At 63.7% G+C, this 12953-nt stretch carries 15 protein-coding genes; 10 read left to right on the forward strand and 5 right to left on the reverse strand.

Annotated elements, in window-relative coordinates; translation table 11 throughout:
- Entirely contained in the window at window positions 1-1224 is a 1224-nt protein-coding gene (locus BLR35_RS15530; RefSeq protein ID WP_090383867.1) for an argininosuccinate synthase, read from the reverse strand.
- A gap of 309 nt (window positions 1225-1533) precedes the next feature.
- Window positions 1534-2691: a DUF7343 domain-containing protein gene (locus BLR35_RS15535; protein WP_090383870.1), complete on the reverse strand. Its 1158-nt coding sequence runs from the start codon at window positions 2689-2691 to the stop codon at window positions 1534-1536.
- Window positions 2692-2807: 116 nt separating this feature from the next.
- Between BLR35_RS15535 and BLR35_RS15540 the strand changes: the two genes are divergently transcribed.
- From BLR35_RS15540 to BLR35_RS15550, 3 genes are all read left to right on the forward strand, one after another.
- Complete coding sequence (locus BLR35_RS15540) at window positions 2808-2993, forward strand: DUF7554 family protein (protein WP_090384177.1); 186 nt, start codon at window positions 2808-2810, stop codon at window positions 2991-2993.
- Between the two features lie 132 nt (window positions 2994-3125).
- The gene (locus BLR35_RS15545; RefSeq protein ID WP_090383872.1) at window positions 3126-3626 is read left to right on the forward strand and encodes a 2'-5' RNA ligase family protein; all 501 of its coding nucleotides are present in this window, start codon (window positions 3126-3128) and stop codon (window positions 3624-3626) included.
- A 49-nt stretch (window positions 3627-3675) separates the two neighbouring features.
- Window positions 3676-4026 carry a hypothetical protein gene (locus tag BLR35_RS15550; RefSeq protein WP_090383875.1) on the forward strand — a complete coding sequence of 117 codons (351 nt, stop codon included), beginning with the start codon at window positions 3676-3678 and terminating at the stop codon, window positions 4024-4026.
- A 16-nt stretch (window positions 4027-4042) separates the two neighbouring features.
- Here BLR35_RS15550 and BLR35_RS15555 read toward each other — a convergent pair whose 3' ends face one another.
- Complete coding sequence (locus BLR35_RS15555) at window positions 4043-6214, reverse strand: ATP-dependent DNA helicase (protein WP_090383878.1); 2172 nt, start codon at window positions 6212-6214, stop codon at window positions 4043-4045.
- Window positions 6215-6303: 89 nt separating this feature from the next.
- On the opposite strand from BLR35_RS15555, the gene BLR35_RS15560 reads away from it, so the two are divergent.
- From BLR35_RS15560 to BLR35_RS21155, 4 genes are all read left to right on the forward strand, one after another.
- Complete coding sequence (locus BLR35_RS15560) at window positions 6304-6891, forward strand: class I SAM-dependent methyltransferase (protein ID WP_244510258.1); 588 nt, start codon at window positions 6304-6306, stop codon at window positions 6889-6891.
- Between the two features lie 132 nt (window positions 6892-7023).
- Window positions 7024-7437 (forward strand): hypothetical protein, encoded by a 414-nt coding sequence (locus tag BLR35_RS15565; RefSeq protein WP_090383883.1) that lies wholly within the window; start codon window positions 7024-7026, stop codon window positions 7435-7437.
- A gap of 44 nt (window positions 7438-7481) precedes the next feature.
- Window positions 7482-7994, forward strand: a complete 513-nt coding sequence (locus BLR35_RS15570; protein ID WP_090383886.1) for a metallophosphoesterase — start codon at window positions 7482-7484, stop codon at window positions 7992-7994.
- 357 nt (window positions 7995-8351) lie between these two features.
- Complete coding sequence (locus tag BLR35_RS21155; RefSeq protein ID WP_256464811.1) at window positions 8352-8483, forward strand: DUF7859 family protein; 132 nt, start codon at window positions 8352-8354, stop codon at window positions 8481-8483.
- Here the strand turns inward: BLR35_RS21155 and BLR35_RS15575 are convergent.
- Entirely contained in the window at window positions 8480-9493 is a 1014-nt protein-coding gene (locus BLR35_RS15575; protein WP_090383888.1) for a threonine aldolase family protein, read from the reverse strand. The two genes, BLR35_RS21155 and BLR35_RS15575, sit on opposite strands and share 4 nt — an antisense overlap.
- Window positions 9494-9640: 147 nt before the next feature.
- Here BLR35_RS15575 and BLR35_RS15580 point away from each other — a divergent pair, with 147 nt between their 5' ends.
- Genes BLR35_RS15580 through BLR35_RS15590 form a run of 3 tightly spaced genes read left to right on the forward strand, consistent with a single transcriptional unit; the run spans window position 9641 to window position 11988 of the window.
- A complete protein-coding gene (locus BLR35_RS15580; protein ID WP_090383891.1) occupies window positions 9641-10609 on the forward strand; it encodes a hypothetical protein in 969 nt (322 codons plus the stop codon).
- On the forward strand, window positions 10606-10836 hold the full coding sequence (locus BLR35_RS15585; protein WP_090383893.1) for a hypothetical protein: 231 nt from the start codon (window positions 10606-10608) through the stop codon (window positions 10834-10836). The genes BLR35_RS15580 and BLR35_RS15585 overlap by 4 nt, the downstream gene beginning before the upstream one ends.
- A 54-nt stretch (window positions 10837-10890) precedes the next feature.
- On the forward strand, window positions 10891-11988 hold the full coding sequence (locus tag BLR35_RS15590; RefSeq protein WP_090383895.1) for an aminopeptidase: 1098 nt from the start codon (window positions 10891-10893) through the stop codon (window positions 11986-11988).
- Window positions 11989-12076: 88 nt separating this feature from the next.
- On the opposite strand, the gene BLR35_RS15595 is transcribed toward BLR35_RS15590, so the two are convergent.
- Complete coding sequence (locus BLR35_RS15595; RefSeq protein WP_090383898.1) at window positions 12077-12727, reverse strand: ribonuclease HI family protein; 651 nt, start codon at window positions 12725-12727, stop codon at window positions 12077-12079.
- Between the last annotated feature and the right edge of the window lie 226 nt (window positions 12728-12953).

Consider the following 12953-nt stretch of genomic DNA (forward strand, 5'->3'; position numbering starts at 1 on the left):
TCAGTCGTCCCCGCTGCCGTCGGTCGCGAGCTCGACGGTTTCGTCGTCGTCCTCGAGGACGCCGTTCGCGAGGCGACGCTGGAATCCGTGGTACTTCGCGACGCCCGTGGCGTCTTCCTGCTTGATCTTGCCCACGGTCTCGGTGTCGAAGGAAGCGTGTGCGGCCGAGTACGCGGCGTACTCGCTGTCACGGGCGACGGGACGGGCCTTGCCGCCCTCGAAGCGGATCGTAACGGTACCGGTGACGCGCTTCTGGGTTTCGTCGATGAAGCCCTCGAGTGCGCTCACGAGCGGTGCATCGACGAGTCCTTCGTAGCCCTTCTGGGCCCACTGCTGGTCGATCTGCTGTTTGAACTGGCGCTCTTCCTGAGTGAGGACGAGGCCCTCGAGGGACTCGTGAGCGTTCAGTAGCGTCGTCGCCGCGGGGTGCTCGTAGTTCTCGCGGACCTTCAGCCCGAGCATGCGGTCTTCCATCACGTCGGTACGGCCGACGCCGTAGGAGCCCGCGAGGTCGTTCAGGTACTCGATGAGCGCAACCGGCTCCATCTCCTCGCCGTCGATGGCGACGGGGTACCCCTCCTCGAACGTGATCTCGATTTCTTCGATTTCGCCGGACGGCTCGTCGGTCCAGTTGTAGATATCCGTCGGCGGAACGTAGTTCGGATCCTCGAGTTTATCTCCCTCGACCGAGCGACTCCAGAGATTGGTGTCGATCGACCAGTCGCCGCCGCTGCCGCCCTCGACGGGGAGGTCCTTCTCGGCGGCGTACTCCTGTTCCCACTCACGGGTGAGACCGAGTTCACGCACGGGCGCGATGACCTCGAGATCCGAGTCGCGCCAGACGGCCTCGAACCTGAGCTGGTCGTTGCCCTTGCCCGTACAGCCGTGGGCGATACCCGTACAGCCCTGTTCCTCCGCGACCTCGAGGATCGCTTCGGCGATTACCGGGCGAGCCAGCGCGGTTCCGAGCGGATAGCCCTGGTAGGTCGCGTTCGCGCGGACGCCGTCGAAACAGAGGTCGGCGAACTCCGATTTCGCGTCGACCACGTAGTGCTCGAGGTCGAGTGCCTCGGCGGTCTCTTCGGCTTCTTCGAACTCCGATTCTGGCTGGCCGACGTCTACTGTGACGCCGATCACTTCGTCGTATCCGTATTCCTCCTCGAGCAGCGGGACACAGATCGTCGTGTCCAGTCCGCCCGAGAACGCGAGTGCCACACGTGTCATGTCGTACTCGAATACAACGACAGCATGGACTTAAATTCGTTGGTTTAAGTTACGAAATTTAATGGTAGAGTGCACGCTAACCGGAGAATTGTGGTTTTCTGGAACGTCGAAACGGACGGGGTCGATGGGTATGGTATATGACGGGCTCAAAGGGCCCGTCGTCGCCGCCGTCGCCGGGAAACGGCAGAGCCACCGGTAGCGAAAAGGGCGAGTGCAGTACCGGTGGACTGACTCATTGGTAACTCAGTATCGCCCTGCCCTATTAAAATCTGTCTGTGCTGCAAATGTTGCGGCAGGAGGATCGGTCCGTCAGTCGTCGCTTTCGCGGTCGTCCGGGAGTGCCAACACGTTCTCACGGCCGATTCGGAAGACTTCGATTTCGCCGTCCTCACGGAGGCCGCCGACGACCTGACTCGTCTTGGCCTCGGTCCAGTCCAGTTCCGAGACGACTTCCTGCTGTTTGATCCGTCCGCCTCGCTGGTCGAGCAACTGCAGGATCCGTTCCTCGTTGCTCAACAGTTCCGGCGGCGGGCCGTTGGTCTCTTGCTCTCCCTGGGTAACGTCGCCTCCGCTCGTGGCCGGCTCTGCCGTTCCTGCAGGCGGCTCCGCTTCGCTCGAGGCGCCGTTCGGTGCGAGGATCTCTTCGTGTCTGATCCACCAGCCGGCGGCACCGACGCTCGCGAGTAACGCGAGCGCGGCGGCGACGGTGAGCCATGGCATCGCCGGGCCGGGGTCGGATTCGTCGGCCGGGCCGCTGGCGTTCCCTTCCTCCATAAGGTCTATCCAGGGCTGGTCGTCGGTGAACTCGGTTCCATCGCCATCCCAGAAGACGGATCCCTCGGGTGGATCGTCCGGCGACGGTTCGACGCCGTCGACGACATACCCCTCCGGCGGGAAGACCTGTAGCGTGGTGTCTTTCGGGAGGGTAAAGCCCGAGAGTGCATCGCCGACTTCGATCCGATTCAATTCGATGTAGGCGAAGCCGGTCCACTCGAAGGTAAACTCGACGTGACCGAGTTCCCGCGGCGCGGTACTGACGTCGGTCACGACCGAAACGTTGCGAATCTCCATTTCCCGGTCGGTCTCGTTCTCGCCGTCCTCGAGGATCGCGTTCCAGTCGTCTCTTTCCTCGGCGGCGTACGCGTCGGGATTCGCCTCGACGTCGTCACGGAGCGTGTTCCAGTTCGCATCCGAATCGTTCTCGAATCGGTAGTCGACGACGAACGTCGCTGCGCCGTTCTCGTGGACGAACACGTCGATGTGAACTTCGTCCGCGTCGTCGAGTTGATCGGTTTCGTTGGCCGTCTGATCGGTTTCGTTGGCTGTCTCCTGCAGCAGCGGCTGTTCCGGCCCCGAATCGACCACACCGACACCACCGGACGTGGCCGACGCGGATGGAACGAATGCCACCAGGCATCCCACCAGTGCGAGCACACAGACCAGGGCCCACAGCCCCCTCGCGTCCATTATCACACAATGCTGGTGCTGGCTAAATAGGTCTTTCCGACCACAGATGCGAATCGTAATTGGATCGCAGCGACCTCGACCGAGCGTTTTTCAAACAGTCGCTCGAAGAAGAACGTATGATCGGTTCCCGCGGAAAACTCGAGGTAGAGGCTCTGTTGAAGATCGTCCTCGCCCTGGTCGCCGTCCTCCTCGTGCTCGAGATACTGAGTGCGATCGTCAGCGGCATCCTCGGGCTCTTACAGCCGCTGCTCATGATTGCGATCCTCGTCGTTATCGGTCTCTGGCTGGTGGACCGTCTCTAGTGGCGGTCCAAGCCTGATCTGATGGGGCGAACCGAACCGCACAACAGGGTTCGCCCCATCAGTCGACGCTTGGAACGGTACTAGTCGCGAGGCGTCACACTGATATCGCTTACTCTCGTCGTCTCCCAGTACGTGTACAGCGTCAACGTTCCCGTTCCGGGCCGGGTTCGAACGCTCGCGAACGAACTCTATCCCGAACTCGTGGGGTTCGACTCCGTCCGGGACACTCACTCGTGTCTGCTCAAACGGCTCGGCGACGCCGACCACGTCGCCCAACTCCAGCACCGCGCCCATCGCGCACTCGAGGGTACCCCGGCCGTCGAAGCGACGATCACCGGTATCGACTACTTCGAGGATCCGCCGCTTGGCTCCGCGCCCGTCGTCTACCTGGCCGTCGAGAGCCCCGGTCTCGAGAAGATCCACGACGACCTCACCGACACCTTCGACGTCATCGAGGGACTCGAGGGCGCCGATTACGTCCCACACGTCACGCTCGCTCGCGGAGGCGACGCGGCTACAGCGACACGGCTGGCCGACCGCGAGATCGATCCCGTCACCTGGACCGTCAGCGAACTCGAGTTCTGGGATGGATCGTACAAATTGCCGGTCAGTCGCGTGTCGTTGCCTGCCTGACGTTCTGTCGGCCAGAAAGTATTACGGGTTGGTGTCGCTACCTCGAGTCATGCATCGACGATCGTTCATCGCGCTTGCGGCAGTGACGCCACTTGCAGGTTGCTCCGGTCTCCTCGGCGGCGGCGTCGATTCGACGCTGAGCGACGAGGAGTTCGTCCAGTTCGAGGCCGAAGAGGGAGCGGAACTGACGGTCTCCGTCGACGTCCAGGAGATCGACGAACCGGCCTCGGACGCCGACGTCGAACGTGACTCGGTCGGCGTCCAGATTCAGCACGAAGAGGAAAACTGGGCCCGAACGGAGGATATCGAGGGCTCCGAGACGTACGAAGTAACTATCGAACACGGCGGTGACCACCGCGTTCTGGTCATCGGTGGTACCGCCGACGTCTCGATCGAGTAACGACCGTCGCGAATTCTTACGGTGCCGGCGGTTCGCCGTCGTAGGTATCGTGGTCGCCGTAGAAGTTGAGCATCGCGAACTTGAGTTTCGCCGGGTCGATGTCGATCAGTTCTTCCCGTTCTTCGTGGGGGAAGGTTCCATTGACGCTGTACTTGCCGAGATCCGACTTCGCCCGGTTCGAGTAGCGACGGTCGAGCAACGCCCGGACGCCGACGTCCTCGGGCGATCGGATCACGCGACCGAGCGCCTGTCTGGTCTTTCGAACCGTCGGAATCTCGACGGCGTAGCGCCATCCCGTCTCCGTCCCGTCGAACGCGACGTCGTAGGCGTCCTGAACTGCCTCGGCGCGGTCGTCGAGGTGTGGGTAGGGGACGCCGACCACGAGTACCGTCCGTGCATCTTCGCCGTCGAAACTCACACCTTCGGCGAGGGTACCCCACAGCGAGGTACACAGGACGGCGTCGTCGTCCGCGACGAACTCCTGGCGGAGTTCCTCGACGGCGACGCCCGGTTCGTCCACGTAGACCGTCCGATCCGTCCGCGACTCGAGCCGATCCGCGTACCGACTCGCCTCGCTGTAGTTGGGGAAAAAGGCGAGCGTGTTCCCCGACGTCATCCGAACGGCGTCGTGGATGGCGTCGGTGACCTCCTCCTGGACGGCGGGGTCGTCCCGGTCCGAGGAGAAAAGCGGCGGCGTCTCGACGGCGTACGTTCGGCGGTTCTCCTCGGGGAACTGTAGCCCATAGGCCATCGTGATCGGGTCCTCGAGTCCGAGAACGTTCTCGGTGACGTCGAAGGGCTGTAGCGTCGCGCTCATCAGGACGGTGGCGTACACCTCCTCGAAGAGCTGGCCCGTGACCTGCCGTGGGAGACAGGTGTACAGTTCCGCGCGGCCGTAGATCTCGTCGGTCCCGGCGTCGCGGGTGACCGAGACCACCGGGTACAGCCCCTCCTTGGCACCCTCGTTCATCCAGGCGGAGACGAACCCCGCGGCCTGGAGAGTCTGACACTCTGTCCTCGTCGCAGTTTCGCCCTCGCGGTAGGCCTCTTCGTACTCCTCGTCGAGTCGCTGGCCGAGTTTCATCGCGGCCTCTAAATCGTCGTCGATCCCCTGGCCCGAGTAGCGCTGCAGGAACTCGAGTGTGAGGTCGTCCCGTCGGTCTTCGTTGGCGATGGGAACGTCCTCCCAGTTCTCGCCGATTCGCTCTCGTTCTCCGAACCCGAACGATTCCTCGTAGGCTTCGACGAGCGCGCGGTGGAACGCCGAGAGAACGTTCGCGGCGTCCTCGCTACGAGGATCGTCGGACTCCTCGAGTTCGTCCAGTGCGGACTCGAAGGTCCGTTCCGAGCAGGTCCGGGTCGCGTGCTCACGGGCGGCGTCCTCGACGTTGTGCGCCTCGTCGAAGACGGCGATGACGTCCTCGGGGTCGCGGCCGAGCCACCGGAAGAACTGTTCGCGTATCGTCGAGTCGAGCAGGTGGTGGTAGTTACAGACGACGAGGTCGACACCCTCGATACCCTCTTTCAGGAGTTCGTAGCCGCAGAACTCCTGGCGCTCGGCGTACTCGTAGATCTCGTCGGGCGTGCGGACGTCCTCGAACAGCCACGCGAAGAAGTCGTCCGTGTTCCCGGTGAGGTTGTTCCGGTAGTAATCACAGACGTTCTGCTCCCCGAGATCCTCGAGACGGTCCTCGATCGACTCGAGTTCGTCCATCACGGCCGAGCGAGCGTCGGCCGCCGCGCCGTCGCCGTCCTGACTCTCCGCGAGCAGTTCGCGCTGGCGGCGCTCGAGTTGTTCTTTCTCCTGTTCGGCGTCGACGAGCGCGCGGGTGTTGTCCCGCAGCGCCTGACACTCCTCGTAGCCGACGTCGATGTGACACATCGATCCTTTCCCCTTGAAGACGACGGCGCGGATTCGTTCCTCGCGGGTGATCGCGCGGGCCTCGGCGACGAACTGTCGCATCTGCTGGTGGACGTCGGTCGTGATGACGACCGTCTTGTCCTCCTCGCGGGCAACCTCGAGGGCGGGAGCGAGCGAGGACAGCGTCTTCCCGGTTCCGCAGGCCCCCTCGAAGAGGACGTTCTGGCCGCGGCTCAGGGCGTTGTGGATCCGGCCCATCGCCTCGCGCTGATTCTCGTACGGCTGGTCGTACGGGAAAAAGCGCATGTAACCGCTCGTTTCGGACACGATGGGTGATACGTTCCTGCTTCGGTAAAAGCGTTCGTCTCGTTTCACCGTCTTTCACCAGAAACTACAGGTTCGCTCGGATTGGAGACGTGACCGAACGGATGGACGACGCCTCCCGCACGCTCGAGACCTACGAGTCGGACGTCGATGCGTACGTCCGGAAGTACCGCGAGCAGTCCGTTGCAGTTCTCTACGGCGAGCCGTTCCTCGACGCGCTCGCCGGCGATCGTCTGCTCGACGTCGGCTGTGGTCCCGGGTCGGATCTCTCGACGTTCGAGTCCGCCGGCTACGAGCCGGTCGGGTTCGACCTCACCGACGGATTTCTGCGGGCCGCCGGTGAATCCGCGTCGTCCGCGCCGCTGGTCCGTGGCGACATGCGAGCGTTGCCGTTCGCCGACGCGACGTTCGACGGCGTCTGGAGTTCCGCGTCGTTCCTCCACGTTCCCCGGTCGGACGCAGCCGAAACGCTGGGCGAGTTCCGTCGAGTGCTGCGTCCCGACGGCGTCGTCTTCCTCTCGGTCAAACGCGCCTCCGCGAGGCCGGAGGAATCTCGCGACCGACACTTCGAATACTACCGCCCGGACGAGATTCGCTCGAGCGTTGCGGACGCAGGATTCGTTCCCGAAATCGTCGAAACCACCGAAGAATGGATTGCAATAGTCGCCGAGTCGAAGTAGCCCGACCTCGGTACAACCACCCTCATTCGACGCGGTCCCGTTTTCACCCCGTTTCGGGAATCGCCGCCAGCGATCCATCTGCCAGCGTACGCCTGCTACATCGACATACTACTCGAGTTCGATCCCTCGTGTATGGCTATCCCAGGATACGATTCCAACAGCGTCGCCGAAGCAACACTCGATCGCGTCGGCGCACGGATCGCCGTCGTCGCGGGCGTCGTCCCCGACGAGTTCGACCTCGAGCGAAGCGGGACCGAACCGCCCGTCGATGCGCTCTCGGAGCCGGTTTCGATCACCGAGCTCGACGGGCTGAAGGCAGTTGAGGCCGTCCGACTGACGCTCGCGTACGACCCCTCGAAGCTCCCGCCGGGTGCGAGTCCGACCGACGTCGCGGTTGCTGTCCGAACTGACGACGGCTGGGAACCGCTGGAGTCGACGACCGACCTCGAGGAGACGACGGTGACCGCCGTCCTGAACGACCGCCCGCCGGGATCGACGATCGTGGCGGGCTACGACGACCGCGACGTCGACGAACTCGGCCGGTAGCGACAGGTCGAAACGCACGTCTTTCCCGCGACCGATCGTCCGGTATGATCGCGATTTTCTCCGATACACACAGCAGCGACGGCCACGAACTCGAGGGGGAAGCGCTGAACGCCGCTCGAGAGGCCGACACCGTCGTCCACGCGGGCGATTTCACGAGCGAAGCGGCACTCGAGGCGTTCCAGAAGGAGTGTGCGACGCTCTTTCCAGTACACGGCAACGCCGACAGCGCGGCGATCCGGGAGCGACTGCCGACTGCCCGCGTGGTCGAAGCCGGCGGCGTGCGATTCGCCGTGACCCACCGACGCGACGGCGGCGAGATGGGGCTCGCGATGTTCGGCCGGTCGCGGGACGCCGACGTCGTCGTTTCGGGTCACACCCACCGACCGACGGTCATCGAGACCGAGGACTGTCTCCTCCTCAATCCCGGGAGCCACGCACAGCCACGTGGACACCGTCCGGGATTCGCCGTGCTCGAGGAGAGTGAGGTCGGACTCGAGGGCGAAATTCGGGAACCGGACGGCACGCTCGTCGAGTCGTTCGAGATCCCACAGAAATAGCGGCAACAGGGCGTGGAGGGCTGCGTCAGCGGAGCGGCGGAAACGTGGGGGCGGGTGGTGTGGGAGAGGGTAGGCCGGTTCGAAGAACCGGTGATCGGATGATCGGCGGGCAGTCGTCGACTGCCCAGTTGTCGGGGCACAGGGCTAGTGGTCTCGAATCCGGAGAGGACACGGTCCGAAACTCGAGACGCAATTCGACGTAGGAGCTATAGGGAAATATACGTAGTGTAAGGTGAAAAACCGGTTTTAGCTAGCCAAATCTGGCCCGTCGCCGGCTCTCGAACGCACCAGTACGAAGCCTCGAGACGCCGCGACACGTCGAAACGGTTTTGCACGGTGATGCTGTAGGCCTCGCGTATGCTGGACCTCATTCCCGACGATCCCGTCATCATCGCGGTCGTCCTGATCCTGCTGTCGCTGATCTTCTTCTCGTACCTGCTACTGCGACGGACGGTCCTCGAGTTCCGCGATGGGATGCGAGGGCGCTAAACGGCTTCCTCGACCCGCTCGAGCGCCGTTTCGACGTCGTCTCTCGAGATATTGCGGTGTGTACAGAACCGAACCGTCGTCGGACCGAACTGCGTCGCCAGCACGTCTTCTTCCTGCAACCGCTCGAGAACGGCCTCCGTCTCCAGCCCCGTCTCCGAGACGTCCGCGAGCACGATGTTCGTCTCCGGCGGCTGAACGTCGAAGCCGTCGACGTCGTCGAGACCCTCTGCGAGCAGCTCTGCGTGCTCGTGATCGTCCTCGAGGTCGTCGACGTTTTCGAGTGCCTCGAGTCCGGGCGCGGCGATGATGCCTGCCTGTCGGAGTCCGCCACCGAAGAGTTTGCGGACGCGCTGGGCCTCCTCGATGAATTCCTCGCTGCCGGCAAGCATCGACCCGATCGGTGCGCCGAGGCCCTTCGAGAGACAGAACATCACCGAGTCGACCGGCTCCGTGATCTCGGTGACCGGCACGTCGAGTGCCGTCGCAGCGTTGAACACCCGTGCGCCGTCGAGGTGGACCGGCACGTCGCGGTCGTGTGCAGCGTCGGCCGCTGCAGCGATCTTCTCCGGTTCGATCGCGAGGCCGCCGCGGGCATTGTGCGTGTTCTCGAGACAGAGCAGGCCGGTTCCGGGCCGGTGCAGGTCCTCCTCGACGTAGCCCTCGACGACCTGCTCCGGCGAGAGGACGCCGCGCTCGGCGTCGACCATCCGGATCTGCAGGTTCGAGTGATCCGCGAACCCGCCGAGTTCGTACTTCACGACGTGGCTCTTCTCGTCGGCCAGCACCTCCTGACCGCGCTCGGTGTGGACGCGAGCCGCGATCTGGTTACCCATCGTCCCGCTGGGAACGTAGAGGGCGGCTTCCATACCGACCATCTCGGCCGCTCGCTCCTCGAGTTCGTTGACGGTCGGATCCTCGCCGTAGACGTCGTCGCCGACATCAGCGGCGTGTGCTGCATCGCGCATCTCGTCGTCGGGCTTCGTGACGGTATCCGAACGGAGATCGATCATTGCCGAACCCTCGAGTCGGCGGCGTCCTAACGCTGTCGAACCGGACGCTACGTGTCGTTCGGTCACAGACGACGAAGGTTCCGAAGATTTACTATTCAGTCCGCCAACACGTCAGCCGTGACCGATGCCAGCCCTCCCTCCGGTTCAGTGAACGGTCCCCCTGCCGATCGAAACCCGTTCTTCCGTCACGTCTCGCGGGTCGTCGACCGGTTCGGTGACCTCTTGCCGTTTCTCGTCGTCCCGCTGTTCACGACGCTACTCGAGTTCGACGCCGTGCGCCGAGCGGTCACTGGCGCAGGTCGTGGGTTCTCGATCGAATTCAACTTCCAGTTTCCATCGCCGCTGCTCGATCTGTGGACGTTCACCGATCCGCCGGAGCCCGCTCCGGAACTGGGATCGCCAGGAACGGATGGCGGCGGATTCGGCGATTCGCTTGGCTCGCCGCCCGCCGGCTCCGGGCCCGAGCCCGGCGGGGATATCGTCACCGTCGACCCCCCGCACCAGGCTGGGTCGGTCCCGCTCGAGTCGCTCGGACTCGAATTCTTCGGTTTGATGCTGGCGATCTTGGTCGGACACGCTCTCGTTTACTCGGTCGTCTCCGCGATTTACCTCGGTGGAATAGACCGTCGGCTCCGCAACGAACCCGTCGCGGTCGTCGATTGCGTGCGATCGTACGCCGGGCGGTTCCTGGCGTACTTCGCAGTCATTTTCGGTGCCTTCCTCCTCGCGATACCGATCCTACTCGTACAGCCGCTGTTCGCATTGCTCGCCATTCCCGCGGTGTTGGTCGCTATGTACCTCTTCTACGGGGTCCCGTTCCTGTTCGTCGCCGCGGACGCGTCGGTCCTCGAGGCGTTCCGGAACTCGTACCGGCTGGGGCTCGCCGGCGGCTCCTACCTGCGATTCGGGCTCTGGCACTTCGCCGTCGTCCTGGTCGTTTCACCTGTGGTCTCGTTTGCGGTTACGAGCGGTGGCGCTGTCGGCTTCCTCTTTGGCTCGGTCGTCGTCGTGCCGCTCTCGCTGCTCCTGGCGGCGGCGACGGTGTCCTTCTTCGACGAACTGGTCGACCGAGACCCGAACGCTTTCGACGAGGGCGCGGGTACTGCCCACCCATGACCGGAAACACGACGGAATCCGGACCGATCGCCGCCCATCAGGTCGTCTCCGTGCTCCGTCTCGTCGCCCTTGCACTCGTCGTGGTCGGCTTCGCTGGCTGGGCACTCGAGGACGCCGCCGCGTTCGACCTCGAGTCGCCGTACACGATCGCCTTCGGCGTCGGGGTCGCGTGTGCGTTCGCGTCGATCTATCTGGGGATCTTTCTCGCTGACGGCGGCGACGAGTGAGCGTGAGAATTTCGATTCGAAACTCGTATGCCGGCGGCGGTGAACGCGTGTCACATGGACCCGCGAATCCGCGAACATGCCGAAATAATCGCGAACCACTCTGTCGATCTGCAGGAAGGAGACAACGTCGTGATCGACGCCCACCCAGTCGCCGAGGATCTGGTCGTCGCCCTCCACGAGGTCGCTGGCGAGAAGGGTGCGAACCCGCTTACGACGACCAAGCGATCCGGCAAGCGCCAGACTCGGGCGTATCTCCGCGCGTCTGACGTCGACGACTTCGAGACACCCGAACACGAACTCGCGCTCATCGAGGAGACGGACGTCTACATCGCCATTCGTGCATCGGACAACGTCACCCAGACTAGCGACGTCGACCCCGAAATCCAGTCCGCCTCTCAACAGGCCTACCGTCCTATCCTCGAGGAACGCCTTGGGACGCGATGGTGTCTCACGCAGTTCCCCGCGCCGGCGAACGCCCAGCTCGCCGAGATGTCGACCGAGGGCTACGAGAACTTCGTCTGGGACGCCGTCAACAAGGACTGGGACGAACAGCGCGAGCATCAGGAGAACATGGTCGAGATCATGGATCCGGCCGACGAGATCCGCATCGTCAGCGGCGACACGACCGACGTGACGATGTCGATCGACGGCAACCCGACGCTGAACGACCACGGGAAACACAACCTCCCCGGCGGCGAGGTCTTCACCGCACCTGTCCCCGACAGCGTCGAGGGCGAGGTGCTGTTCGACATGCCGCTGTACCATCAGGGCCGAGAGATCACGGACGTCTACCTCGAGTTCGAGGGCGGCGAAGTCGTCGACCACTCCGCAGCCAAGAACGAGGAGACGCTGACTGAAGTCCTGAATACGGACGAGGGTGCCCGCCGACTCGGTGAACTCGGTATCGGGATGAACCGCGACATCGACCAGTTCACGTACAACATGCTGTTCGACGAGAAGATGGGCGACACCGTCCACATGGCGGTCGGCCGCGCCTACGACGACACGATCGGCGAGGACAACGAAGGTAACGATTCCGCGGTCCACGTCGACATGATCGTCGACATGAGCGAGGATTCGTTCATCGAGGTCGACGGTGAGGTCGTCCAGCGGGACGGTACCTTCAGATTCGAGGACGGATTCGAGGAGTAGCGAGATCTGACCACCAGCGAAAATCTCGGATCTGAACGGGGAGCGTAGCGACCCGTGAGGAGTAGATTTGATCGTCGTAGCTCTCTTATCAAGGTCCGAAGGCCGCGATATCGGCTCCTACCGTCGCCAGTGCGTCGGCGGGGTTCGGGTCGCTATCGGCCAGATGCGTGTACCGATGTTCCGGAACGCTCGAGAGCGCCGTCGCGACGGCATCGCTGTACGTCTCGACGCCCGGTTCCGTCGGGTCGTTGCCGCCCCAGACGTCTCGGATGACCGTCATCGAATCGATCCGCACTTCCAGGCTCCGTGGCTCGTAGCGAGCCAGTAGTTCGGAGAGTCCCAGCTGGAGAGCGACGTATTCGGCGGTGTTGTTCCCCGTCCGGGAGCCGACAGGTCGGCCGAGACGTGCGAGTTCGTCCCCCGAAGCATCCACGATGACAGCACCCGCACCTGCGGGGCCAGGGTTGCCACGCGAACTGCCGTCGACGTAGAGGACGAACGCGTCACTCGCCGGCTCGGCGACGGGTGGCCGGCCGAGTCCCGACTCGAGCAGGCTCTCGAGCGCACCACGCAACTCGTCCGAGGTGGTATTGGGGTCGAAGAGACCGCCGTAGCCGGGGACGGCGTCGTCGATAGCGTCGGTAGCAGCCGCCACCTCGTAGCCGACGCCCGCGAGTACCTCGTCGACGAGCGCGGCGAGCGGCGAGAGGTGTTCGTTCGGAAGTCGGTCGTCGGTCACGCTGTCTGCCTCCTCGAGTTTCGATTCCAGGCTCTTTCACCTTCACCCTCGATCCCGGCCGATTTCGTCGGCTGGTTGCACCGCTGCATATCGGTTCTCGGTGATCGAGCGGGATATTTCTTCAGACTCCACCGGTGGCAGCCATTTCGAATTCATTGACTCCTGAGATCCTCGGTGGCTGACGCAAACGGCTCGTTGAATATAGAGCAGCAATGCAGTACGACGA

Origin of the sequence: Natronobacterium texcoconense (assembly GCF_900104065.1) — an archaeon.
Taxonomy (GTDB): Archaea; Halobacteriota; Halobacteria; order Halobacteriales; family Natrialbaceae; genus Natronobacterium; species Natronobacterium texcoconense.

What these genes read in the sequence shown, in the direction of transcription:
- BLR35_RS15575 (WP_090383888.1), bottom strand. Translation starts at nt 9,493, where the DNA reads ATGATCGATCTCCGTTCGGATACCGTCACGAAGCCCGACGACGAGATG.
- BLR35_RS15550 (WP_090383875.1), top strand. Translation starts at nt 3,676, where the DNA reads ATGCATCGACGATCGTTCATCGCGCTTGCGGCAGTGACGCCACTTGCA.
- BLR35_RS21155 (WP_256464811.1), top strand. Translation starts at nt 8,352, where the DNA reads ATGCTGGACCTCATTCCCGACGATCCCGTCATCATCGCGGTCGTCCTG.
- BLR35_RS15570 (WP_090383886.1), top strand. Translation starts at nt 7,482, where the DNA reads ATGATCGCGATTTTCTCCGATACACACAGCAGCGACGGCCACGAACTC.
- BLR35_RS15590 (WP_090383895.1), top strand. Translation starts at nt 10,891, where the DNA reads ATGGACCCGCGAATCCGCGAACATGCCGAAATAATCGCGAACCACTCT.
- BLR35_RS15530 (WP_090383867.1), bottom strand. Translation starts at nt 1,224, where the DNA reads ATGACACGTGTGGCACTCGCGTTCTCGGGCGGACTGGACACGACGATC.
- BLR35_RS15585 (WP_090383893.1), top strand. Translation starts at nt 10,606, where the DNA reads ATGACCGGAAACACGACGGAATCCGGACCGATCGCCGCCCATCAGGTC.
- BLR35_RS15565 (WP_090383883.1), top strand. Translation starts at nt 7,024, where the DNA reads ATGGCTATCCCAGGATACGATTCCAACAGCGTCGCCGAAGCAACACTC.
- BLR35_RS15535 (WP_090383870.1), bottom strand. Translation starts at nt 2,691, where the DNA reads ATGGACGCGAGGGGGCTGTGGGCCCTGGTCTGTGTGCTCGCACTGGTG.
- BLR35_RS15540 (WP_090384177.1), top strand. Translation starts at nt 2,808, where the DNA reads ATGATCGGTTCCCGCGGAAAACTCGAGGTAGAGGCTCTGTTGAAGATC.